Below are 22,287 nucleotides of genomic sequence, written 5' to 3'. Positions count from 1 at the left end.
GCCTCCCTGTTCTGAGCCGCGCCCGTCGCACGGGTATGGCCCGAAGGTCAGCTTATCCAGTCGTGGGCGAGGCAGCAATCGCAGAGCTGGTTACTGCCCGTGTGGAGAGATCACCCCACCCCGCTCGCGCTTCGCGCGATCGACCCTCCCCCTCCAGGGGAGGGTAAGAGGCTGAGGCTAGTCACGCGATCACGTCGCCAATCGAAGCTTGCCCCAAGCTGGCGTGGCGAGCGGGGGGCGTCTCGTGTTCGCTCTCGCGCTGAACTAGTTTCGCCCGCAGATCCGGAGGAATTGATTCATGGGCAGCAATGTCGGTCAGCGTGCACTTCAAAATGCCCGGCTTCAGAAGCGGCAACAGGCCGACGTGCTGCCGTTGCTCGGGCAAGCGCTCGAGTTGCACAAGAAGGGCCGCCTCTCCGAAGCCAAGGCTGCCTATCGCCAGCTCCTGCAGATCGCGCCCAATCAATTCATCGCGCTGCATATGCTCGGCGCGTTGGAGTCCGATGCTGGGAATTATCAGCAGGCCGAGATCCTGCTGAGCCGGGCGGTTGCCGCGGATCCGCGCTCGGCCGAAGCCCATATGAGTCTGGGCGTCGCGCTGAACGGGCTGAAACGTCACGCTGAGGCCCGCGAGAGCTACCGCAAGGCCCTCGCCTTGCGGCCCAACTACGCCCTCGCCCTCTCCAACCTCGGGAACGCGAGCGCGGCCCTTGATCTGCATCTGGAAGCGCTCGAGAGCTACGATCGGGCGCTCGCCATCGACGGAAACCTTGCCGAAGCCCACAACGGCTGTGGCTCTGCGCTCTGCCGTCTGCGCAACTACGACGAGGCTCTCGCAAGCCTGAACCGCGCGCTCGCGATCAAGCCCGACTATGCGGCGGCGCTGGCGAACCGCGCCGTGGCACTCCGGGAGCTGCAGCGATTCGATGAGGCCATGGCGGATTGCAACCGGGCAATCGCCCTCGCTCCTGACGACGTGAACGGATGGCTTTGGCGCGCCAATGTCCTGCTCCAGACCCGGCAGATGACCCAGGCCTTGGCCGATTGCGACAAGGCGCTCGCGATCGCGCCCGATTCCGATCAAGCTCATCTGGTGCTGGGCCTTTGTCTTGCCGGACTAGGCCGAGTCGACGAAGCCCTCGCCAGTTTCGACAGAGCCCTCGATATCAGGCCCGACCTCGAGAGCGCGATCTCCAGCAATATCTTCACGCTCGATTTCGTGCCGGACGCCAGCGTCGAGCGGCATCAGCAGGCGCGACGCGTATGGTGGGAGCGGATCGGGGCGAAAATCGCTTCAGAAGCGGCGGCACCGCATGACAACAGCCGCGATCCGGATCGTCGCCTGGTGCTGGGCTACGTCTCCTCAGACTTCAACGCGCATTCGGCTGCGTTCATCTTCAAGCCTGTCCTGCAACACCATGACCGCGCCCAGTTCGAGATCGTGTGCTACTCGTGCTCGTCGAAAGTGGACGCGACGACACGCGAGTTTCAAGGCATCGCCGATCGCTGGCGCGACGCCTCGCAATGGAGCGACGATCGCCTCGCCGCGCAGATTCGCGACGATCGCATCGATATCCTGATCGATCTGTCCGGCCATACCAGAGGAAATCGCCTCGGCGTATTTGCGCGCAAGCCGGCACCGATTCAGGCGCACGGCTGGGGCCATGGCACCGGCACCGGGTTGCCGACGATCGACTATCTGTTCTCGGATCCGGTCGGGATTCCGTACGACGTTCGGCATCTGTTTACAGAGACGGTGGTCGACCTGCCGTGCTTCGTCACGCTGGCGCCGCTGCCGGCCGGGATTACGCGGGCCGGAACGCCGGCAATCTCGAACGGCTTCGTCACGTTCGGTGTCTTCAACCGCATCAGCAAGATCTCGGATGAGGCAGCGGCAGTCTGGTCCAGGATCCTCGAACGGGTGCCGGGCTCGCGCCTCCTGATCAAGGACGTTGCGCTCGACGACCAGCTGGTCCGGGACAAGCTGCTGGCGCGATTTGCGGCCTGCCGATTGCCGGCCGAACGCGTCGATCTGCTCGGGGCCACGTTGCGGGACGCGCATCTGGCATCGTTCAATCGCATCGATATTGCTCTCGATCCGTTCCCGCAGAACGGCGGCGTCAGCACATGGGAAGCCCTGCAGATGGGCGTGCCCGTGGTGGCGAAGCTCGGCAACAGCCTGCCCGGCCGCGCTGCCGGCGCCATCCTCACCGCACTTGGCCTGCCGAACTGGGTCGCCGACAGCGAGGAGGCCTATGTCGAGATCGCGGCCAGCCGCGCGGCCGAGATCGGCGAGCTCGACACATTGCGCCGCGAACTGCCCGCAACGATCAACGCCGCGGCCGCGGGCAACCCCATCTCATATGCACGAGCGGTGGACGCGGCCTATCGCGCGATGTGGACACGCTATTGCAACGGCGCTGTCGGTGCGTGACATCGTAGGGTGGGCAAAGCGCAGCGTGCCCACGACTTCTCTCAATCGGAAACAGACGGTGGGCACGGCGCGCGAAGAGCGCGCCTTTGCCCACCCTACGAGACCGGTGCTCCGTTCAATGCAGACGGAACACGCCGTCGACGGCGCGAAGCTCGGCCGGCTTGATCAGCTTGGAATGGGCCACCGTCACCGAATGGAGGGGACCGTCGAGCTTCTCCTGCCAGAACGCCAGGAAATCGGTCAGCGCGGGGAATTTCGGAAACATGTCGTAGTTCTGCCAGACATAGGTCTGGAGCAGCGAGGGATGATCCGGCATCCGATAGAGAATTTGTGCCGTCGTCAGCCCGTAGCCCAGCATCTGTTTCCGGAATTCCTCGGAAACGCCCCCAACGCGCAGTCCCATGCCAAACCTCCTTTGCAGGAGCGCATCCGGCGAGTGGCTTGGTCCGTGCCCCGGGGAGCCACCCGGAAACGATGCGCTCACATGAGAGAAATGTGACGCAAACTGACAACTCATCTCAAGCCCAAAAGTTTAACAAGCTGTTGAAATTCAATGCTTTAGCAGCAGAGACGACTCCGTGCTAATACGGTCACCCAAGAGGCGTCGAGAGGCCTCCAAGGCGGTTAACGATGGCGAGGGGTTTCTGGCAGTCCGCGCTTTCGGCTGCTAATTTTTCTGCTACAAACCCTTGCCCCCGCAAAATTCCTGTCCTATTTCAGGCTCGCCCGTGCTAGCACTCACGGGCAACGACTGCTAACAATCTCAAAATCCTCAACACGTGCAATTGCTTAGGAGGACTGCATGAAATTCCGTCCGCTTCACGACCGCGTCGTGGTCAAGCGCATCGACGCAGAAGAGAAGACCGCTGGCGGCATCATCATTCCCGACACTGCCAAGGAAAAGCCCTCCCAGGGCGAAGTCGTCGCCGTTGGCCCCGGTGGCCGCGACGAAGCTGGCAAGCTGATCCCGATCGACCTGAAGGTCGGCGACCGCGTGCTGTTCGGCAAGTGGTCCGGCACCGAGGTCAAGATCGACGGCCAGGACTTGCTGATCATGAAGGAGAGCGACGTGATGGGCGTTCTCGAAGTCAGCGAGTCCAAGAAGAAGGCGGCTTAAGAGCCCCTCTCCTCCCTCCAGTCAAACTCACCTAAGGAAAACTCCAGATGGCAGCCAAAGAAGTCAAATTCTCGGTTGAAGCGCGCGACAAGATGCTGCGCGGCGTCGACGTTCTCGCCAACGCGGTGAAGGTCACGCTCGGTCCCAAGGGCCGCAACGTCGTGCTCGACAAGTCGTTCGGCGCTCCTCGCATCACCAAGGACGGCGTCACCGTCGCCAAGGAGATCGAGCTCGACGACAAGTTCGAGAACATGGGCGCGCAGATGGTGCGCGAAGTCGCCTCCAAGTCCGCTGACGCCGCCGGCGACGGCACCACCACCGCCACTGTGCTCGCCCAGGCGATCGTGAAGGAAGGCGCCAAGTCGGTCGCCGCCGGCATGAACCCGATGGACCTCAAGCGTGGTATCGACCTCGCGGTCGAAGCCGTCGTGGCCGACCTCGAGAAGAACTCGAAGAAGGTCACCTCGAACGACGAGATCGCCCAGGTCGGCACCATCTCGGCGAACGGCGATGCCGAGATCGGCAAGTTCCTCGCCGACGCCATGAAGAAGGTCGGCAACGAGGGCGTCATCACCGTCGAGGAAGCCAAGTCGCTCGAGACCGAGCTCGACGTGGTCGAGGGCATGCAGTTCGACCGCGGCTACATCTCGCCCTACTTCGTCACCAACGCCGACAAGATGCGCGTTGAGATGGACGACGCCTACATCCTCATCAACGAGAAGAAGCTCTCCTCGCTGAACGAGCTGCTGCCGCTGCTCGAGGCCGTGGTGCAGACCGGCAAGCCGCTGGTCATCGTCGCCGAGGACGTCGAAGGCGAAGCCCTCGCGACCCTGGTCGTGAACCGCCTGCGCGGCGGCCTGAAGGTCGCGGCCGTCAAGGCTCCGGGCTTCGGCGATCGCCGCAAGGCCATGTTGCAGGACATCGCGATCCTGACCGGCGGCCAGGCGATCTCGGAAGACCTCGGCATCAAGCTCGAGAACGTCACGCTCAACATGCTCGGTCGCGCCAAGAAGGTGATGATCGACAAGGAGAACACCACGATCGTCAACGGCGCCGGCAAGAAGGCCGACATCGAGGCGCGCGTGGCCCAGATCAAGGCGCAGATCGAGGAGACCACCTCGGACTACGACCGTGAGAAGCTCCAGGAGCGTCTTGCCAAGCTCGCGGGCGGCGTCGCGGTGATCCGCGTCGGCGGCGCGACCGAGGTCGAGGTGAAGGAGCGCAAGGATCGCGTTGATGACGCGATGCATGCGACCCGCGCAGCCGTGGAAGAAGGCATCGTTCCGGGCGGCGGCGTCGCCCTGCTCCGTGCCTCCGAGCAGCTCAAGGGTCTGCGCACCAAGAACGACGACCAGAAGACCGGAGTCGAGATCGTGCGCAAGGCGCTGTCGGCCCCCGCTCGCCAGATCGCGATCAACGCCGGTGAAGACGGCTCGGTGATCGTCGGCAAGATCCTGGAGAACAAGGCCTACAATTACGGCTTCGACTCCCAGACCGGCGAATATGCCGACCTCGTCAAGAAGGGCATCATCGACCCGACCAAGGTGGTCCGTACCGCGATCCAGAACGCTGCCTCGGTGGCCGCGCTCCTGATCACCACGGAAGCCATGGTCGCCGAGCTGCCCAAGAAGGGCGGCGCCGGCCCCGCGATGCCTCCGGGCGGCGGCATGGGCGGCATGGACTTCTAAGGTCCAACCACCTCGAGAACTACGAAACCCCGGCAGCGATGCCGGGGTTTTGTTTTGGGGGGCCTCTGTTCTCTCAACCAGTCATTCCGGGGCGCGCCCCTTGGGCGCGAGCCCGGAATCCATAACCACGAAACTCACGGGCGACGGGCATAGCGGGCCCACTCCATCTGGCTGTGATTATGGATTCCGGGCTCGCGCTACGCGCGCCCCGGAAGGACAAGGTGTGCAGGATGACCTTATTTGGTTAGCCCCGAATAGAGATCATCCCAGTTCGGATTCTGATCCTCGACTATAAAGTCTTCCAATCCCGCTGCCACTTCTTGCACCCCTTCTTACGGGCGACAGGCATAGCGGGCCGTTCCATCCGCCTGGGGTTATGGATTCCGGGCTCGGCGCTACGCGCCGCCCCGGAATGACAAGGAGTGCAGACTGAACCTTATTTGGTTATCCCCGGATAGAGGTCATCCCAGTTCGGGTTCTGCTCCTCGATGAGACGCGTCTTCCAGTCGCGTCGCCATTTCTTGAGCTCCTTCTCGCGGGCAATGGCCGTCGCGGGATCGTCATAGATTTCGAACAGGACGAGCTTGTCGACGCCGTACTTGCTCGTAAAGCCGGGGACGGCTTGCGTTCTATGCTGATATACGCGGCGCACCAAGTCGTTGGTCACGCCGATGTAGAGCGTGCCGTGTTTCCTACTCGCGAGGATGTAGACGTAGTAGGCCATTCTATCCGCCTGTGGTTATGGATTCCGGGCTCGCGCTACGCGCGCCCCGGAATGACGGCGGAAAGGCCTCCCCCTCACTCCACCTTCCCGAGCCGCTCGAAGCGCGGCTCGCCCTCGTCGTCGAGGGACCAGAAGATCCGCGTCACCTTGCCGATGAGATTGTCCATCGGCACGAAGCCGAATGTCGACATGCGGCTGTCGGTGGAATTGTCGCGGTTGTCGCCGAGCACGAAGATGTGGCCCGGCGGCACGGTGAAGACGTTGGTGTTGTCAAGATAGCCGTCGTCGAGGCAGTCATATGTCACATAGGACGCGCCGCTCGGCAGCGTCTCGCGCCAGCGCTTGACGGCCGCACCGTCGTCCACGCCGCAGGCCTCGTCGGCAAATGTCGCTTCCAGGGCGACGCGGGTCACCGGGCGATCGTTGAGGATGAGGCGGCCCTGCCGCATCTGGATGCGGTCTCCGGGCAGGCCGACGACGCGCTTGACGTAGTCGGCAGAACTGTCCTTCGCCGTCCGGAATACCACGATATCTCCGTATTCGGGATCGGCGGCGAGGATGCGGCCCGAGATCCAGGACGACGCGAAAGGGAGTGAATAGCGGCCATACCCGTAGGGATATTTCGCGGCGAAGACGTAGTCGCCGACCATCAGCGCCGGTGTCATCGAACCGGACGGAATGTTGAACGGCTGATACAGAACGAAGCGAAACAGGATCACCGGCGACCACAGCACCGGGATCATGAGGATCAGGACGACGATCGCCTTCCAGTCGCTGGATCGTGCCGCGGGGCGGATCGATTCCTGGAGAACGGTCATGTGCCTTCCCTGATCAAGACGTTGCGGCTCCAGGATGACGCAACCTGCGAGCGCGCTCAATCCCCGACGAGCTCAAATTGGTCGCGCCTCGCGCCGATCGCGTTCATCGCAGACCGCGGCAACACCGATGTGAAGGGCCGCTTGCTGCATTGCAGCCCGCCTCCGAACTTTTCGCTGGAGCACCTTGCGCCGCCCGCGTGTTTTCCGTTGCCGGTCCAGAGGCCGGAAGCAACAATTGGCATACATGGGCGGGCAGTCGCTTGAGCAAGGAGCCCACCAATCGCGCATCAGTCTGCCCTCGCTTTCAAATAAGATATAGGCGGGACGGCCGGGCGGCTTGAGGCTCTTGAACGAACCCTGAAGATTCGTGTGCAAAGGACCTAGTCGCAGCGTCCCAATAAGAATTCTTTCCGCTCTTATGGGACACCTTTGGTGGCGAGCTTCCTCTCGGTCACACCCGACTCCGCTACGCTCAAAACAAAACGCCCCGGGCGCGAGGCCCAGGGCACAAATCGGTATTGAATGTGATTTGCTGTTCAGTAGCAGGGCAGCAGCTGCACTACAAAGTTTTTTGTATCGACCTGCAAGTTATCAAGTGCAGCAAGTCGATTCACAACTGATCCTGATCGTCTGGGGCACTATTGGCGGACGACAGCCCAATCCACGGTCACCACAACGTTGAATCTGCCACCCTGAATGTCATAAACGAGAATTTCAAAGGCCTCCTGATTTTTCTCGCTGATGAAGGCGCAATAAAGGGGCCCCTTTCCTTCAGGGCCAGACGGGCCACCGTTCTGCGTGTATGGGGTTAGAAGTATCAGGTCATGGGGTTTCAATCCGGGCACATGAACAACTTCCGTGCCAAATTCTCTATGCCGGGTCTCAATCCTCGAGGTACCAGCCGCAAATATCGAATGGGGCATGCAATTCCTCCAATGATCTGAGTTGAAAGGTTGGTTTTCGAGCGTGTCTCCCGAGAGTTGGGACGCGCACTCACCTTCCGCTTAGGCATCGAACGATTATGGAGATGATTGTTGGCGCTTACGAATTGGTAGCGCAAATAACGGCGGGCTAGGGCAATGACCGGGTTGAATGACACGAAGACCACCACCCGAAAAATACTACCCGCTGAAGTAGCATCCATAAAAGCGGGAGCTAAAGATACAATCAATACGCTCTGCTACTTCTGCGTTCATCGGTCGCATATACGTAAGGGCCGATGACCATTCCAACTACACAGACTTAGCGGCGGCTGCGCCCGAACTTCTCCGTCCACTTCGATCTGCTTGCGCCGTGGTGCGACGATCACGGTAACATGCGATGTCAATTGCGCGAGACGTCCTGGAAGCACGCCCTCACCCACGCGATCGTCACGCGTGTCGCCGGATCGCGCTTGAGGTGGTTCTGCACGAGCAGCCAGACGTCGCGGCGCTTCGGCAGCAGGGTGGCGCGCAGGCTGCGGTCGGCGAGCAGCGGCCCGCAGCTGTGCTCGGGCAGCACGCCGATGGCCTGATGCGACTGGATCATGGTGCGGATGATGCGGATATTGTCGGTGACGCAGCGCACGTTCGTCAGCCGCTTCGCACGCAAGAACTGCGCTTCCGGAATCGCGTCGAGCTCGTCCGGATAGACGCAGGCAATCGGCTCGCTGCCGCCGCGGTCCGCGGGCTCGAAGAAGTACAGCCTGACGTCGCCGAGCTTGGAGATGGTGAAGTCGCCCTTCTCCGGCTTGCGCAGGCGGATGGCGAGATCGGCCTGCCAGCGCGAGAACTTGACGTTGCCGCTCGCCGTGAGGAATTGCAGCGTCAGCCCGGGATGATCGCGCAGGAAGCTGCTCGCATGCGGCGCCAGCAGCTCCTCGGCGACCGCATTGGTCGAGGCGATGCGCAGCCGCCCGACCGGGCCGACCTGGCTCTCCTTGATGCGGTCGATCGCCGCCGCATGCGCGGCCATCGCACCGACATGCGCGAGCACCGCCTCGCACTGGCGCGTCGGCCGCCGCACGCCGTCCACCGCATCGAACAGCTTCACGCCGAGATCGCGCTGGATGCGCGCGAGCCTGCGGCCGACGGTGGTCTCGTCGATGCGCAGCCGCGCGCTGGCGCCGGCATAGGTGCCCTCGTCCCTGACCGCAGCGATGATGCGCAGATCGTCCCAGTTCATCGGGCGAGCCTAGCAGGCGCCGCCGCTGCCTGCAAATTTGCAGCCATCAGCTGCAATAGTCCTGCACAATGGCAGGTGCTGCTGCGCTAGTGTCGAAGCATCCGAATTCACGAAGGCCTGACGGCATGACCGCTCCAAAGACGCTGCTCGAACTCGCCGGCGCCGATCTCGATCCGCCCCAGCTCAACGAGACATGCCTCGTTCTGATCGACATCCAGAACGAATATTGCGCCGGCCCGCTCGCCCTGCCCGATGCGCAAGCGGTGATCGCCGCGGCTGCGCGCCTGCTCGCGCGCGCACGGGAGAGCGGAGCTGCGATCTTCCACGTCGCGCACAAGGGCCGCGCCGGCGGCCTGTTCGACCGCGAGGCGGCGCGCGGCGCGATCGTCGAACGCCTGACGCCGCTCGCGACCGAGCCCGTGATCGAGAAGGCGCTGCCGAATGCCTTCGCCGGCACCGACCTGCAGGCCCGGCTGGCCGCCACGGCGCGCAAGAACATCGTGCTCGCGGGGTTCATGACGCATATGTGCGTGTCTTCGACCGCGCGCGCCGCGCTCGATCTCGGCCTGCGCACGACGATCGCGGCGGATGCCTGCGCCACGCGCGATCTTCCCGATGGGCGCGGCGGCACGCTGCCGGCGAGAACGATTCACGAGGTCGCTCTGGCCGAATTATCGGATCGCTTCGCGATCATCGCGCAGAGCGACGTGCTGACCTGAGGAGACCTTCCAGATGCTGCAGCTCTATTTCTTTCCGATGGCCTGCTCGCTCTCGAGCCGCATCGCGCTGCTGGAGGCCGGAATCGAGGCGCAGTATCACCTCGCCCATATCTGGACCAAGCGGCTCGTGGACGACGGCGGCGATTTCCTCCGCGTGTCACCGAAGGGCGCGGTGCCGGTCCTGGTGCTGGAGAACGGCGAGCGGCTGACGGAAAGCGCAGCGGTGCTGCAATACATCGCCGATGTGAAGCCGGAGGCACGCCTTGCGCCAAGGCCCGGCGACATCGATCGTTATCGCCTGCAGGAATGGCTGAGCTTCGTCGGCGCCGAGATCCACAAGGCGTTCCTGTTTCCAACCTTCTGGTACAAGGACGACGGCTCGCTGGCCAAGCCGCGCGCGAGGATCATGCAGACATTGTCGGTGCCGGCAGCGCATCTGGCGGGCCGCGAATTCCTCGTCGGCGACGGCTTCACCGTGGCCGATGCCCATCTCACCTGGACCTTGCTTCTGCTCCGTCCGGCAGGGATCGACATCGCGCAATGGCCACCGCTCGCGGCCTATCTCGAACGCATGCAGGCCCGCCCCGCGGTCCGGCGCGCGATCGCGACCGAGATGGCGCTGCGCAAGACCTTGGAGTCGAGCGCGGCGTGACAGCATGCCACGGCGGCGCGATTCGCGTGGCCGGGAAGCAGAGCATTGATGTCGGCGCGACATGCGCTAATCTGGGGGATATTTTTCGATATTTCCTGGGACGGCATTCATGCGTGCTTCTTCCGGAATGTGCCTGGCACGGACTTGCGTCGCTCTCCTCGCCTGCTGGCTGTGCCTTGCTCCGGCATCGGCGGAAACGCGGGTCGCGCTGGTCATCGGCAACGGCGCCTACGTCTCGACCGCGAAGCTTTCCAACCCCCTGCATGACGCCGAGGACGTCGCAGCCTCGCTGAGGCGCAGCGGCTTCGAGGTGCTCCAGGGCATCGACTTGCGCCAGGCCGACATGCAGGACCTGACCATCCGCTTTGCGCGAGCGGCGAGCCGAGCAGATGTTGCCATGTTCTACTACAGCGGCCATGCGATGCAGTACAACGGCGTGAATTACCTCATGCCCGTCGATGCCGTGCTGACGGATGAGGCCGATCTCAAACGCTTCGTGCGGGTCGACGATATCGTGAACGATCTGCAGCAGGCCAAGAACCTGCGCATCTTGGTGCTGGATTCCTGCCGCGACAATCCGCTGGCGGAAACTCTCAAGCGTTCCGCCGGCACGACGCGCGCCGCCTCGATCGGACGGGGGCTGTCGAAAGTCGATGCTCCTCGCGGCACGATCGTGTCGTTCTCGACGCAATCAGGTCAGGTGGCCGCCGATGGCACCGGCCGCAACAGTCCCTATACCACCGCGTTCCTCAAGCACATCGAGCAGCCCCAGGAGATCGGCGATGTCTTCCGCGACATCAGCAGCGACGTCTACGAGAGCAGCGGCAAGACCCAGCTACCGGAGCTTTCGCTGTCGATCATCGGGAGGTTCTACCTGAACGGACCGGTATCGGTCACGGTTGCGGCTCCGCAAGCTGCATCTCGGCCTGATCCTTGCGCATCCGCGGAAGTACATTGGAGGGCCGCCGATGGAATCGGCACCGTCGGCGCCTTTGAGGATCACCTCGCACGTTTTCCGAATTGCACCTTCGCCAATCTGGCCAGGGCGCGGATCGAAAGCCTGAAACAAAAGGTGGCACTTGCGCCGACGAGCGGCGAGAACAAGACGTTCGATGGCAAGTGGGACGTCACCGTGAACTGCGCCAGCTCGGGCAAGGCATTGGGCTATACCCGCGCGCTGTCGGCCACGGTCGCGAACGGCGTATTTCATGCAGAGGACCGGGACCCGCGTACGAACAGTACGCTCGAAATCGACGGTCAGATATCGGCTGATGGGAAGAGCACGCTCAGTGCACGCGGCCTCACCGGTCCGAGCGCCTACACCATCAACAACGTCGCCCCCGGCTCATCCTACGCATACACGATCGACGCGCAATTCGAGCGCAGTCGTGGCAGCGGCAAACGCAACGAACAGCGTCCGTGCAGCTTCACCTTCGTCAAGCGATAACTGCCCGCACCGGCGGCCACGCTACGCCTCACTCCACCCGCGCCAGCACCGCGAGCTTGCGGATGCCCTTGTTGCGGTAGGCGTCGAGGAACGCGTAGTAATCCTTGAACGACACGCAGCCGTTGGAATCGCCGCCCGGCCCGAGCATGAAGGTGTGGGCGAGCAGGCCATCGCGGCCGTAGATCGCGCTCTCGCCGCCGATCGGGGTGAGGCGCAGCGCCGGCACGCCGTGGAACAGCGCCTCGCGCGGCTTCAGCGTATAGATGTGCGGCGGCGTCACGCCGCGCATGCGCAGGCGGCGGGAGTCCGGATCGTCGCGGTTGGCGCCAAGGCCGGAATGCGCCTCGAGCCTGGTGCCGTCGGGCAGATACACCATCTTGGCCGTGATGTCGTAGACCGCGGTGTCCCGCTCATAAGGCGGAGCGCCGCCGAACATCGGGTTCTGCTCCTTCGGGGCGATGGACGCGGTGATGCTGGCATCGGCCGAGGCGTAGGCGAGCAGCCCGCCGGACGCTTCGCGCTTGCCCCACAGCTTTTCCACCATTGCCTGGCGCGGAGCGGTGATCGACATCACCGCGGCCTTGGCGCGATCGGCAAAGGATTTTTGCTTGGCTTCGGGCGCCGGCACGATCTCGGCCGGGTCGGCCGAGGCGAGTTGCAGCTGGGCAGCCGGCGCGCGCTTGGTCTTGTCCGCGGCGTTGTCGGCGCCCTTGGCTGCCGGCTTCAGCGCCTCCGCGACCTTCGCGATCACGCCCTGCTTCGGGGCGTCTTTGGCCACCGCAACGACCTGCGCCGGGGGTGCGGCGCTTGTGGCATTCGACGGCACGCCCTGCGTTGCGGCCGCCGCAAAGCGCTCGTTGAACATTTCGCGCGAGATCGGAGCTGCGACCTGGAGGCGGTCGGGCAGCAGCGCGAAGGTTTCCTTGATGGCCTCGCCGGCCTCGCGCAGCACCACCCTGGGCGCGCGCTTGATCACCGGCTCGTCGTAGCCGACGCTGCCGACCGAGGGATAGACGCTCGCGCCGAAGATGTTGCTGTGGATAGTCCAGCCGGCGCCCATCACGGCACAGCCGATCGCCGCGGCGCCAAGCCAATTGGTCGTGGTCATTTTCCGGGAAGATTTCCGCGAATTGGTCTTCGAGAAATTCTTGGACTTCCGTGCCGCGTTACTCTGCGCAGCGATACTCGTACTCATTCGCCTTGCGTCCAGGACGGTGTCACTCAGTCCCCCTTCGAAGTGCCGCTGGTCACGATCCGGGAACAGCATCTCGCAGAGGGTCGGAGCGTCATTAAGGCGACTTTTAGTTAAATGCGGATTAAGTTCGGGCGGATCTGCGGCAGCTCGTTAATGCTGTCCCGTTTTGAGAAAAAAGCCCGCAGAACTACGGACTTAGTCGGGTCTGTTAACTATAATTCTCGGCCGGTTCAGCACGCTCTGCGGACGTCTGCGGCCACATCCATGACGCACTTGAGAACGTCATTTTCGTGGTCCTCAACTGCCCCTGAACGTAACGTGCCAGCGTTGCGCGAGGCTGGTGGACGACGCGTCGGATTGGCCTCGTCGGCCGCGCGGGAATGGTGCATGCTTATGGCGCCGGGCGACCTCACGCGGCACGGCGCCGTGATTGAAAGTTGATCGTCTCGGTTCTGGACATCGCCGCCGCGAGAAAATAGCTCCCACTTCGGCACTTTTCAGCAGCCTCTGCGCGTGATACGGTACCGTATCATCCTGCCCTGAGCTGTGCCGAGCACGCAAACGGAGGCTGGCATGAGAGGGATCGCGCGCGCAGGGTTTTTCGCCCTGGCGGGGTCGTTTCTGTTGATCGGATCTGCGACGGCGCAGCCTGCGGCGAATGCGGGCTGCACGGCATCGCCGTCGGCTGCCGGGACGCAGACCTGGCGCTGCGACAACGGCATCACCATCGTTGCGGAAAACGGCGCCAGATTTGAACTTAAGGACGCCAACCGCGACGGACATATAGACTCTGTGGAGTTGAGCAGCAAAGCGCTGCTGATTGAGGTGCCCAAGAAGCCGCGCGGCAATCCCTTCAAGGTGCTGACGCCGCAAGCGATTGCCGCAGTACGCGGCACGAAATGGGCGGTCGATGCCGCTGACGCCAAGACTTCCGTGTTCGTCGCAGACGGCCGGGTCGGCGTGAGCCGCAGGGCTCGTGGACGCGCCGTCGTGCTCGGCCCCGGAGAAGGCGTCGATGTCGAGGCAACCGGTCCGTTGACCGTCAAGACCTGGGGCCAGCCGCGCGTTGACGCGCTCATGGCCAGACTCGGGCAATGAGCCCGGGCCGGCAAAGCCGGGCCCATGAGATTTGGATCATACGATTGCAAGACCGCATGCGCAGCCGACGCGTTCAGATCCTGGTGGCACTCGTCCTCACCGCACTGTGGGGCGGGGGCATCTATGCCATGCACGCCGACGGCCATCTGCGCTTCCTGGACCGCCTCGAAGCCACGTTGACGGATTGGCGGACCCAGGCGCGCGGCGTGCGGCGTCCGCCGGATTTCGTCACCATCGTTGCGATCGACGACACCGTCGTGAAGCGCGGCGGCACCTATCCACTGCCGCGCGCCGATCTTGCCCGCGTCGTCGACACCATCGTGCAGTTCAAGCCGAAGGTCGTAGCGATCGACCTGCTGCTGGTCGACCGCAGCGCCGCGATCGGCGATGCGACGCTGGCCAACACATTGGCCACCGGTCCCATGGTGCTCGCCGCCGCCGCGATCTTCCCCTCCGCCAGCGAAACAGTGGCACCCAGCCGAGAAGGTCCCCTCGCCGTGCTGCCGGAGGCCGAGCGTTTCCTGCAGCCATTGCCCGCATTCGCCGAGCACGCCGAGGTCGGCATCGTCAATGTCGCGACCGGGCAATCAGGCTCGCCGCTCTCGGTGCCGATGCTGTTCCGGACCCGCGACAAGGTCGAGCTGTCGTTTCCGTTGCGCGTCGCGGCCCGCGCGCTCGACGAGCCGCTGACCGTCGCGCCGGGCCATCTCATGCTCGGGGATCGCGTGGTGCCGACCGACAGCAATCTGGCATTGCCGATCACCTATTACGGCCCGCGCCGCACCATCCGTACCGTCAGCGCACAGAGCATCTTCGACGGCACGCTCGATCGCGCGGCCATCGAGAACCGTATCGTCGTGATCGGCGCCTCCGTCGCCGGCGGCGGCGACTTCTATCCGACGCCGTTCGATTCCCTGATGCCCGGCGTCGAGGTGGTCTCGACCGCAATCACGCATCTCGTCGCCGGCGATGCCATCCTGCGTGACCACCGGGTCCGCATTGCCGACGCGCTCACGGCGATCCTGCTGCCGGTGCTGCTGGTCGGCCTGCTCGCCTGGCGGCGCATCGCGCTCGGCACCATGGCGGCGGCCGCGGTGATGATCGCCTGGGCCGGGCTCAACCTGTTCGCGTTCACGCACGGCGTCTGGCTGAACGCCGCGACCACGCTCGCCGCCGCCGTGCCGCCGGTTGCGGTCTTTGCCGGCGTGCAGCTGTGGGCCGGAGGCCGCCGCACGCAATATTTCGCCGCTAAGAGCAGGTCGCTTGCGCAATTCCAGGCTCCGGCGCTGCGGGATTGGCTCTCGCGAGATCCGAACTTCCTGTCGAAGCCGGTGCGGCAGGATGCAGCCGTGGTGTTCGTCGATCTCTCCGGTTTCACCGGTTTGAGCGAGCGGATCGATCCGGACGAGCTCACGGATATTCTGAAGGCGTTTCATGCGCTGGTCGACCGGATCGCGATCGATTGCGGCGGCATGATCACGGGCTTTCTCGGCGACGGCGCCATGATCCTGTTCGGGCTACCGCGCGCGATGCCCGACGATTCGGCGCGCGCGCTGAAGTGCGCGGTCGATCTGCATCGCGGCCTCGCACGCTGGATCGCCTCGCTGCCGCCGGCGATCGCAGGTCAACTCGGCTACAAGATCGGTGCGCATTGCGGCCCGATCGTCGCCTCGCGACTCGGCGAAAGCCATCAGCACATCACGGCGACAGGCGACACCGTCAACGTCGCAAGCCGGCTGATGGAGATTGCCGCCCAGAACGATGCGCGCCTCGCGCTGAGCGACACGCTGCTGGATGCGGCCGACTTCCAGGGCGCGCCCGACGGTGTTCTGTCCGGCCCCTTGCTCGCCCAGGTCCGCGGCCGTTCCGGCGTCGTAACCGTCTGGTTCTGGCGCGATCGCGATGGGCCGGGACAGGATGCTGACAAGGCCGAGATGATCGACTAAAGCGCGATGAAGTGATGCTCGATCGTAGCAAAGACGGAGGTGCGCTCCCTCTCCCGCTTGCGGGAGAGGGTTGGGGAGAGGGTGTTTCCGCAATGGGACAATCCCCTAGAGGAGAAAACCCTCACCCGCGCCGGAGCCTGTCATCGGGCGCGCCTTCGGCGCGACCCGGTGGGCGCGACCTCTCCCGCAAGCGGGAGAGGTTGCACCGAGCGCGCGGCAATTGATTCGACCTCAAGCCATTCCGCTCTAAGGCGCTACCGCGCTTCCGGTGGCGGCGAGCGGTCCAGCACTTCGCCTTTGGCGCCTTCCAGCAGGTCGATGCCGTAGGTCTCGACCACGAGCGGCCCGCGCTTGCGCTGCAGTTGCGCCACCTGCGTCACCTTTGCAAAGAGAGCATTGAGGACGGGATGACCGTCGGCGCGCAGCTCGTCGACATAGAGCAGCTTGCCCGCGAGCAGCTTGGGATCCGGCTCAGCCATGTTGACCCAGCGGATACGCTGGCTTTGCTGCACGACGCAGGTGCCGCGCGGCAGATAGAAGGCGAGCCAGCTCGTGGTGCCGTAATCCTGCGCAAGCACGCAGCTCGCACCCACGCGCACGCGCACCGCTTCGATCTCCGAGGCGAGCTCGCGCCAGCCGACACCGACACTACGCACGGTGGCATCGCGGCGATATCCGGACAACCAGCCGGTATTGGCCTGCACGATCAAGGCTGCAAACATGACGATGCCCACAGGCGCGGCCCAGCGCAGGCAAACGTCGACGAGGCGCCGCTGACGCGGCTTCCATTGCGCAAGATTGGCAGCGGCGGCCGCGGCAATGACGAACGGCGGATACACCGGCGCGAACCAGTTGGCCTCGACCCGGGCATGCAGCGAATGCCAGACGAAATAGGCGACGATGGTCCAGAACATCGTCTCGATCAGCACGCGCGAGGCGAGCGCGCCGGCGCGCTGCCAGGTCAGCGCGTGCAGGCCCATCGCACCGAGGATGAAGACCAGCGGCGTTGCGAACGCGATCTGGGTCGGGATCAGTTCGGCGATGAAGACGGGGCGGAAGTCCTCGATCTTGGCACGCCCGAGCTGCTTTGCGAACGAGACCCATTGATGGTCGGCATTCCAGAGGATCACCGGCGAGAACAGTGCCAGCGCCACGAGGCCGCCGAGATAGGGCCAGGGCGAGAGGAACCAGCGCCGCAGCTTCGGCACGCAAGCGAGCCAGATCAGGATCGCGGCGCCAAAGAACATCGCGGTGTATTTCGACAATAGCGCCGCGCCGACTGCGGCGCCGACCGCGAGCCACCAGGCGCCCCGTCCCGTCTCCAGCACCTTGGCGAGGAAGAACAGCACGAAGCTCGAGGCGACCAGCAGCGGCGCATCGGGCGTGACGATCAGCGTGCCGACGGAGGCCAGCAGTGTCACGTTGAGGAGGATGGCGCTGGTCGCGGCCACGCGTGTGCCGCCGAACAGGATCGCGGCCGAGCGATAGACCGCATAGCTCATCGGCAGCGCCAACAGGATCGAGACGAGGCGGACGCCGAGCTCGGTATCGCCCGCGATCATGGTGCCGGCGCGGATCACATAGGCGACCATGGGCGGGTGGTCGTAATAGCCCCCGGCGAGACTCTTCGACCACATCCAGTAATAGGCTTCGTCGAACGTGATCGGCGTGAAGGCGGCTGCGACGAGCCGCAATCCCACCAGCGCGACAATCAGCAGCGCGGTGTTGCGGACGATCCGCGCATCGGCCCCGCCCATCACGCGCTATTTCTTGCGCCAGACGAACAGTCCGGACATCGCGTAGTTCCACACCACGCCCATCAACGCGCCCGCCAGGCCGGCCAGCCACCAGATCGGCTCCTGGTCGTAGACCGAGAAGGCGACGCCGACATTGGCGAGCAGGCCGACGCTGCACACGATGTAGAAGGCGATCAGGCCGCGCAGCAGCGCAAAGCCCTTCAGCCGCTGGTCGCGATAGGTGAGGAAATTGTTGAGGATGAAATTGCTGGTCATGGCGACGATGGCGCCGGCGGCCTGCGCCTCCGGGAACGGCGCGTTGAACAGGCGAAGCGCGATGAACAGCGTGGTCAGGTGCACAACGAGGCCGATGCCGCCGACCATCGCAAACAGGATGAAGCGCAGCGAGACGACGTCGTTGGTCAGCTTGGCGAAGACGAGACCGAGGAAGTCGAGCGCGACCATGGAATCGAGCTTGCTCTCGCCGTGCTGGCGGGCGCCGAAGGTGTAGGGAATCTCGACCGCCCGCAAGCTGCCATGCGCGGTCGCGACGATGTCGAGCAGGATCTTGAAGCCGTGCACGGAGAGTTTTGGCGCGAGCTGCTCGAAGCGGTCGCGGCGGATCATGAAGAAGCCGCTCATGGGGTCGGCAATCTCGACCCGCAGCATCTTCTTGGCGACCTCGGTCGCGAGCGCGCTGGCGCCGGCGCGCTGCCTGTTGAAGCCTTCGCTCTTGTAGCCCTCGATGTAGCGGCTGCCGACGACGAGGTCGGCCTGATCGCTCGCGAGCAAGAGCAGCATCTTGGGCAGTTGCGTCTCGTCGTGCTGGAGGTCGGCATCGATCACGGCCACATAGGGCGCGCTGGAGGCAAGGATGCCCTCGATGCAGGCGCCCGACAGGCCGCGGCGGCCGATGCGGCGGACGCAGCGCACGCGGCTGTCGCGCTGCGCCAGCTCGCGCACGACATCCCAGGTGCCGTCGGGCGAATTGTCGTCGACGAACACGACCTCCCAGGCGACGTTGGCGAACGTCGCCTCGAGGCGCCGGTACAGCACGGTGACGTTGTCGCGCTCGTTGAAGGTCGGGACGATGACCGACAGTTCCGGCCCCTCTTGAGCCCAGTTGTCGATGCCCGGTCTGATCGCTTCGTTCATGACGGCAGCGTATATCCGCCGCATCCTGCGCTGCCAAGCCGAGGTTCTGGGGAATGGCCGAAAAGAGGCCTAAAATGCCAACGACCCCGGAACGGCGGGCTGCGCGTACATCCGGCGCAAGCCTTAAGCTATTCCAAGGTCGTTCCAGCGACGGAGGTCTTTACGCTCAACGCCGCCGTTAGAAGCTAGATGGGGATGGCAAAGGCGTTCCGCAAGGGGGTTGGAAGCCCGATTCTCATGTCCTATTGGTTGGGCACTTCCCGGATGACCGGCCCGCGCGGCGCGGGCGCGACCGGGGCTGCGGGCGCCGCCGCAGGAGCCGGCTCGGCCTTCGCCGGCTTGGGCGGCTTGCCGTACTGGCCGATCGGCCCGAACACGACGGCAACCGCAAGGACGACCGCCGCGACGATCGCCCCCAGAATGCCACCCACCGACTCAGACGACATGCAAGTTCCTGCTCCAGACGGGCTCACTGATACCATGGATGAGCGCGCGACTGGAAGGCCCAGGGCGAATAGCGAATGGCGAGTGGCGAATGAGCATGGCCTGCCTTGTCGCCCTATTCGCTATTCGCCATTCGCCACTCCCCTACTTCTGGGGCGGCCGGTGCTTGACGAAGGCCATCACGATGTCCTTCTGCGCCGCCTCCACCGCTCTATTCGCGGTGGCGAGATGGGCGCCGGCATCGATATCAGGATATTGCGTGGTGAGATAATCGAGCAGCGTGACCCGGTAATATTGCCGCTCCGACGGACAGGCGCCCGCAACCGAGCGGCCGAAATCCTGCTCCGACAGGCCCTGATTGGACTCGCGCGAATATTCCCGCGCGAGGCAATGCCAGTAGCCGTCGCGGCCCTGCTGAGCGAGCTTTTGCGCGCCCTTCGTGTCGTCGTCATCCGCCACGGCAGAACTTGTCATGGCAGCAGATGTCATCATGACGAGCGCGACCCCCACCGGCAGCATCCGCATCTTGTTCTCCTTCTTCGCGGGCCCGTCGCGAGCTTAGACCGGACCGGCCAACTGGCCAATCACTTCTGGTTTGACTAGGATGAGATCCCTCCCCGTCGATGCGAGATACTCCCGTGGCCAAAGCAAAAACTGCGTCCAAAAAATCCGGCAACATCTTCATCGGAATCGGCGGCTGGACCTTCGAGCCCTGGCGCGGCGTGTTCTATCCGGAGAAGCTCGCGCAGGCGAAGGAGCTGTCCTATGCCGCCTCGAAGCTGACCTCGATCGAAATCAACGGTACCTATTACGGCTCGCAGAAGCCGGAGAGCTTTCGCAAATGGGCGAGCGAGGTGCCTGACGGTTTCGTATTCTCGGTGAAAGGACCGCGCTTTGCGACCAACCGCCGCGTGCTCGCGGAGGCCGGCGATTCCATCAAGCGGTTCTACGATTCCGGCGTGCTGGAACTCGGCGATCATCTCGGGCCGGTGCTGTGGCAGTTTGCGCCGACGAAGAAGTTCGATGGTGCCGATTTCGGCAAGTTCCTGGAGCTGTTGCCGCGCAAGCTTGAGGGGCGCGCGCTGCGCCATGTCGTGGAAGTGCGCCATGACAGCTTCTGCACGCCGGACTTCGTGGCGCTGATCCGCGAGTTCGAGACGCCCGTGGTTTTCGCCGAGCACGGCAAATATCCCGCCATCGCAGATGTCGCCGGCGATTTCGTCTATGCACGGCTGCAGAAGGGCAATGACGAGATCAAGACCTGCTATCCGCCGAAGCAGCTCGACGCCTGGGCCGAGCGCTTCCAGGACTGGGCTTCGGGCGGTGAACCCGACGATCTCCCGAAGGTTGACAAGGCCAAGCCGAAGAGGGAGCCGCGCGACGTGTTCGCTTACGTCATCCACGAGGGCAAGGTGCGCGCACCGCACGGCGCCATGGAACTGATCGCACGGGTGAGTTGAGGCCCCATGGCAAAGGCGAAGAAGCTCTTCACCATCGGCTACGAGCAGACACCGCCGAAGGCCGTGCTGGACGAGCTGGAACAGGCCGGCGTCAAGCTCGTGGTCGACGTGCGCGCGGTGACCTCGTCGCGCCGGCCAGGCTTTTCCAAGAAGCAGCTTTCGGCGGGCCTCGACGAGCGCGGCATCGGCTATGTCCATCTCGCCGCGCTCGGCACGCCGAAGGAAGGCCGCCTCGCCGCCCGCAGCGGTCAATACGACGTGCTGGAGAAGATATTCTCCAAGCACCTGAAGACGCCGCAGGCGAAAGAAGAGATGGACGAGCTTTCTGCGCTGGTGAAAAAGGCCGGCCCGGTGTGCCTGCTGTGCTACGAGCGCGACCACACCCACTGCCACCGCCAGATGATCGCGGAGATCATCGAGGAGCGCGATGGGGTTGCGGTGAAGAATTTGGCGGGGCGGCAGGTGTAGTTGTCGCCGTCATTCCGGTTCGCGACTTCGTCGCGCCCTGGAATGACGGATAGATTGACCTACCCCTCCCCCGCCAGCCGGAACGTCCCCTCCATCATCTGCACGCAAGCGCCGCCGACGTGGGCGGAGACGATCTTGCCGTCCTGCTTGCGCACGCGGGTCGAGAGGATGCTTGGACGACCCATGTCAAAACCCTGGCCGACGGTCAGCTTCAGCTCGCCGTCGCGCGTGGGATCGAGATCGGCGAACAGCGCGGCGGCGGCAACCGTGGCGCTGCCGGTGGCGGGATCCTCGACGAGGCCGCTGGCACCGCGCATGAACATGCGCGCCTGTCGCTCGCAAGGCGCCTCCGCCGCCGGCACATCGCGCGTATAGAACCACACCGCGCGGGCACCATCGCGCGGCAAGACCTTGCCAAAGGCCGCAGCATCGGGCCGGGCCCGCTTCAGCGCCTCACGCGAATGCAGCTCCATCACCAGAAACGCGTTTCCGACGGTGACAATCTGCGGCTCGTGATTGTCGGCCCTGATGTCGTCGGCAACGAGCGAGATGCAGCTCGCGGCTTCCGCTGTTGACAGCGTTGAGAGCCGCTGCAGCGGCTGCGGCGCGGTGAGCTCGGTTCTGATCACCCTGCCCTGCTCTCGCACGATCTCGACCGGGACCAACCCGGCCTTTTCCTCGAACAGCAGGCGTGGCTTCGGCTCCTTCGCCATCGAGGCCAGCACGAAGGCGGTGCCGACATTGGGATGGCCTGCAAAGGCGATCTCCTGCACCGGCGTGAAGATGCGCACCTCGGCGTCGTTGGCCCTGTCGCGCGGCGGCAGCACGAAAGTGGTCTCGGAATAATTGAACTCGGTCGCGATCGCTTGCATCTGCTGCGTCGTCAGCCCGCCGGCATCGAGCACCACGGCGAGCTGGTTGCCGCCGAAGGCGCGGTCGGTGAACACGTCGACGGTGATGTAGCGGCGCTGCATCGTCACTTCCTCATGCAAGTCGCGGCCGCGACCGGCCGCATCGCGCAGC

The 22,287-nt window shown here is 64.3% G+C and carries 20 protein-coding genes; 10 read left to right on the top strand and 10 right to left on the bottom strand.

Annotated features, from left to right (window positions below; genetic code table 11):
• The first annotated feature begins 298 nt into the window (after positions 1-298).
• On the top strand, positions 299-2,434 hold the full coding sequence (locus ABIA45_RS03920; protein ID WP_404651099.1) for a tetratricopeptide repeat protein: 2,136 nt from the start codon (positions 299-301) through the stop codon (positions 2,432-2,434).
• A 115-nt stretch (positions 2,435-2,549) separates the two neighbouring features.
• Here the strand turns inward: ABIA45_RS03920 and ABIA45_RS03915 are convergent, their stop codons facing one another.
• On the bottom strand, positions 2,550-2,837 hold the full coding sequence (locus ABIA45_RS03915; RefSeq protein WP_036015394.1) for an usg protein: 288 nt from the start codon (positions 2,835-2,837) through the stop codon (positions 2,550-2,552).
• Between the two features lie 399 nt (positions 2,838-3,236).
• On the opposite strand from ABIA45_RS03915, the gene ABIA45_RS03910 reads away from it, so the two are divergent.
• Together ABIA45_RS03910 and groL are read left to right on the top strand one after the other, a co-directional pair.
• Positions 3,237-3,551, top strand: a complete 315-nt coding sequence (locus ABIA45_RS03910) for a co-chaperone GroES (protein ID WP_025037205.1) — start codon at positions 3,237-3,239, stop codon at positions 3,549-3,551.
• A 47-nt stretch (positions 3,552-3,598) separates the two neighbouring features.
• Positions 3,599-5,239 carry a chaperonin GroEL gene (gene groL / locus ABIA45_RS03905; protein ID WP_057029537.1) on the top strand — a complete coding sequence of 547 codons (1,641 nt, stop codon included), beginning with the start codon at positions 3,599-3,601 and terminating at the stop codon, positions 5,237-5,239.
• Positions 5,240-5,675: 436 nt separating this feature from the next.
• On the opposite strand, the gene ABIA45_RS03900 is transcribed toward groL, so the two are convergent.
• From ABIA45_RS03900 to ABIA45_RS03890, 3 genes are all read right to left on the bottom strand, one after another.
• Complete coding sequence (locus ABIA45_RS03900) at positions 5,676-5,963, bottom strand: GIY-YIG nuclease family protein (protein WP_157280681.1); 288 nt, start codon at positions 5,961-5,963, stop codon at positions 5,676-5,678.
• 74 nt (positions 5,964-6,037) lie between these two features.
• Positions 6,038-6,781, bottom strand: a complete 744-nt coding sequence (lepB, locus tag ABIA45_RS03895; protein ID WP_275502285.1) for a signal peptidase I — start codon at positions 6,779-6,781, stop codon at positions 6,038-6,040.
• 1,323 nt (positions 6,782-8,104) lie between these two features.
• Positions 8,105-8,944, bottom strand: coding sequence for a LysR family transcriptional regulator (locus ABIA45_RS03890; protein WP_404540042.1), 840 nt, complete (start codon positions 8,942-8,944; stop codon positions 8,105-8,107).
• A gap of 125 nt (positions 8,945-9,069) precedes the next feature.
• On the opposite strand from ABIA45_RS03890, the gene ABIA45_RS03885 reads away from it, so the two are divergent.
• The 3 genes from ABIA45_RS03885 (at position 9,070) to ABIA45_RS03875 (ending at position 11,762) form a co-directional block, all read left to right on the top strand.
• Positions 9,070-9,663, top strand: a complete 594-nt coding sequence (locus ABIA45_RS03885) for a cysteine hydrolase family protein (RefSeq protein ID WP_404651098.1) — start codon at positions 9,070-9,072, stop codon at positions 9,661-9,663.
• A gap of 13 nt (positions 9,664-9,676) precedes the next feature.
• A complete protein-coding gene (locus tag ABIA45_RS03880) occupies positions 9,677-10,315 on the top strand; it encodes a glutathione binding-like protein (protein ID WP_404651097.1) in 639 nt (212 codons plus the stop codon).
• 109 nt (positions 10,316-10,424) lie between these two features.
• Positions 10,425-11,762: a caspase domain-containing protein gene (locus tag ABIA45_RS03875; RefSeq protein WP_404651096.1), complete on the top strand. Its 1,338-nt coding sequence runs from the start codon at positions 10,425-10,427 to the stop codon at positions 11,760-11,762.
• A gap of 28 nt (positions 11,763-11,790) precedes the next feature.
• Here the strand turns inward: ABIA45_RS03875 and ABIA45_RS03870 are convergent, their stop codons facing one another.
• Positions 11,791-12,870 (bottom strand): tlde1 domain-containing protein, encoded by a 1,080-nt coding sequence (locus ABIA45_RS03870; protein ID WP_225139793.1) that lies wholly within the window; start codon positions 12,868-12,870, stop codon positions 11,791-11,793.
• A 660-nt stretch (positions 12,871-13,530) separates the two neighbouring features.
• On the opposite strand from ABIA45_RS03870, the gene ABIA45_RS03865 reads away from it, so the two are divergent.
• Positions 13,531-14,055: a FecR domain-containing protein gene (locus tag ABIA45_RS03865; RefSeq protein ID WP_404651095.1), complete on the top strand. Its 525-nt coding sequence runs from the start codon at positions 13,531-13,533 to the stop codon at positions 14,053-14,055.
• Between the two features lie 56 nt (positions 14,056-14,111).
• Positions 14,112-16,001: a CHASE2 domain-containing protein gene (locus ABIA45_RS03860; protein ID WP_404651094.1), complete on the top strand. Its 1,890-nt coding sequence runs from the start codon at positions 14,112-14,114 to the stop codon at positions 15,999-16,001.
• 254 nt (positions 16,002-16,255) lie between these two features.
• Here ABIA45_RS03860 and ABIA45_RS03855 read toward each other — a convergent pair whose 3' ends face one another.
• The 4 genes from ABIA45_RS03855 to ABIA45_RS03840 form a co-directional block, all read right to left on the bottom strand.
• Positions 16,256-17,758, bottom strand: coding sequence for a glycosyltransferase family 39 protein (locus tag ABIA45_RS03855; protein ID WP_404651093.1), 1,503 nt, complete (start codon positions 17,756-17,758; stop codon positions 16,256-16,258).
• A 6-nt stretch (positions 17,759-17,764) separates the two neighbouring features.
• Positions 17,765-18,892, bottom strand: coding sequence for a glycosyltransferase family 2 protein (locus ABIA45_RS03850; RefSeq protein WP_157280692.1), 1,128 nt, complete (start codon positions 18,890-18,892; stop codon positions 17,765-17,767).
• A 242-nt stretch (positions 18,893-19,134) separates the two neighbouring features.
• Entirely contained in the window at positions 19,135-19,338 is a 204-nt protein-coding gene (locus ABIA45_RS03845) for a hypothetical protein (protein WP_036043631.1), read from the bottom strand.
• Between the two features lie 142 nt (positions 19,339-19,480).
• Positions 19,481-19,861: a hypothetical protein gene (locus ABIA45_RS03840; protein ID WP_404651092.1), complete on the bottom strand. Its 381-nt coding sequence runs from the start codon at positions 19,859-19,861 to the stop codon at positions 19,481-19,483.
• A 98-nt stretch (positions 19,862-19,959) separates the two neighbouring features.
• Between ABIA45_RS03840 and ABIA45_RS03835 the strand changes: the two genes are divergently transcribed.
• Positions 19,960-20,796, top strand: a complete 837-nt coding sequence (locus ABIA45_RS03835; protein ID WP_404651091.1) for a DUF72 domain-containing protein — start codon at positions 19,960-19,962, stop codon at positions 20,794-20,796.
• A 6-nt stretch (positions 20,797-20,802) separates the two neighbouring features.
• Positions 20,803-21,264 (top strand): DUF488 family protein, encoded by a 462-nt coding sequence (locus ABIA45_RS03830; protein ID WP_404540024.1) that lies wholly within the window; start codon positions 20,803-20,805, stop codon positions 21,262-21,264.
• A 59-nt stretch (positions 21,265-21,323) separates the two neighbouring features.
• Here ABIA45_RS03830 and ABIA45_RS03825 read toward each other — a convergent pair whose 3' ends face one another.
• Positions 21,324-22,238, bottom strand: coding sequence for a PhzF family phenazine biosynthesis protein (locus ABIA45_RS03825; protein WP_404540021.1), 915 nt, complete (start codon positions 22,236-22,238; stop codon positions 21,324-21,326).
• Positions 22,239-22,287: the final 49 nt, after the last annotated feature.

It is taken from the genome of Bradyrhizobium sp. USDA 336, assembly GCF_044908355.1.
Lineage (GTDB): Bacteria > Pseudomonadota > Alphaproteobacteria > Rhizobiales > Xanthobacteraceae > Bradyrhizobium > Bradyrhizobium yuanmingense.
The sequence above is the reverse complement of the archived record's forward strand: the minus strand, read 5'-3'. Positions and strand labels throughout refer to the sequence as shown.

What these genes read in the sequence shown, in the direction of transcription:
- lepB (WP_275502285.1), bottom strand. Translation starts at nt 6,781, where the DNA reads ATGACCGTTCTCCAGGAATCGATCCGCCCCGCGGCACGATCCAGCGAC.
- ABIA45_RS03870 (WP_225139793.1), bottom strand. Translation starts at nt 12,870, where the DNA reads ATGACCACGACCAATTGGCTTGGCGCCGCGGCGATCGGCTGTGCCGTG.
- ABIA45_RS03910 (WP_025037205.1), top strand. Translation starts at nt 3,237, where the DNA reads ATGAAATTCCGTCCGCTTCACGACCGCGTCGTGGTCAAGCGCATCGAC.
- ABIA45_RS03920 (WP_404651099.1), top strand. Translation starts at nt 299, where the DNA reads ATGGGCAGCAATGTCGGTCAGCGTGCACTTCAAAATGCCCGGCTTCAG.
- ABIA45_RS03880 (WP_404651097.1), top strand. Translation starts at nt 9,677, where the DNA reads ATGCTGCAGCTCTATTTCTTTCCGATGGCCTGCTCGCTCTCGAGCCGC.
- ABIA45_RS03875 (WP_404651096.1), top strand. Translation starts at nt 10,425, where the DNA reads ATGCGTGCTTCTTCCGGAATGTGCCTGGCACGGACTTGCGTCGCTCTC.
- ABIA45_RS03850 (WP_157280692.1), bottom strand. Translation starts at nt 18,892, where the DNA reads ATGAACGAAGCGATCAGACCGGGCATCGACAACTGGGCTCAAGAGGGG.
- ABIA45_RS03900 (WP_157280681.1), bottom strand. Translation starts at nt 5,963, where the DNA reads ATGGCCTACTACGTCTACATCCTCGCGAGTAGGAAACACGGCACGCTC.
- ABIA45_RS03840 (WP_404651092.1), bottom strand. Translation starts at nt 19,861, where the DNA reads ATGCGGATGCTGCCGGTGGGGGTCGCGCTCGTCATGATGACATCTGCT.
- ABIA45_RS03855 (WP_404651093.1), bottom strand. Translation starts at nt 17,758, where the DNA reads ATGGGCGGGGCCGATGCGCGGATCGTCCGCAACACCGCGCTGCTGATT.
- ABIA45_RS03845 (WP_036043631.1), bottom strand. Translation starts at nt 19,338, where the DNA reads ATGTCGTCTGAGTCGGTGGGTGGCATTCTGGGGGCGATCGTCGCGGCG.
- ABIA45_RS03885 (WP_404651098.1), top strand. Translation starts at nt 9,070, where the DNA reads ATGACCGCTCCAAAGACGCTGCTCGAACTCGCCGGCGCCGATCTCGAT.
- ABIA45_RS03915 (WP_036015394.1), bottom strand. Translation starts at nt 2,837, where the DNA reads ATGGGACTGCGCGTTGGGGGCGTTTCCGAGGAATTCCGGAAACAGATG.
- ABIA45_RS03825 (WP_404540021.1), bottom strand. Translation starts at nt 22,238, where the DNA reads ATGCAGCGCCGCTACATCACCGTCGACGTGTTCACCGACCGCGCCTTC.
- ABIA45_RS03860 (WP_404651094.1), top strand. Translation starts at nt 14,112, where the DNA reads ATGCGCAGCCGACGCGTTCAGATCCTGGTGGCACTCGTCCTCACCGCA.
- ABIA45_RS03890 (WP_404540042.1), bottom strand. Translation starts at nt 8,944, where the DNA reads ATGAACTGGGACGATCTGCGCATCATCGCTGCGGTCAGGGACGAGGGC.
- ABIA45_RS03830 (WP_404540024.1), top strand. Translation starts at nt 20,803, where the DNA reads ATGGCAAAGGCGAAGAAGCTCTTCACCATCGGCTACGAGCAGACACCG.
- ABIA45_RS03835 (WP_404651091.1), top strand. Translation starts at nt 19,960, where the DNA reads ATGCGAGATACTCCCGTGGCCAAAGCAAAAACTGCGTCCAAAAAATCC.
- groL (WP_057029537.1), top strand. Translation starts at nt 3,599, where the DNA reads ATGGCAGCCAAAGAAGTCAAATTCTCGGTTGAAGCGCGCGACAAGATG.
- ABIA45_RS03865 (WP_404651095.1), top strand. Translation starts at nt 13,531, where the DNA reads ATGAGAGGGATCGCGCGCGCAGGGTTTTTCGCCCTGGCGGGGTCGTTT.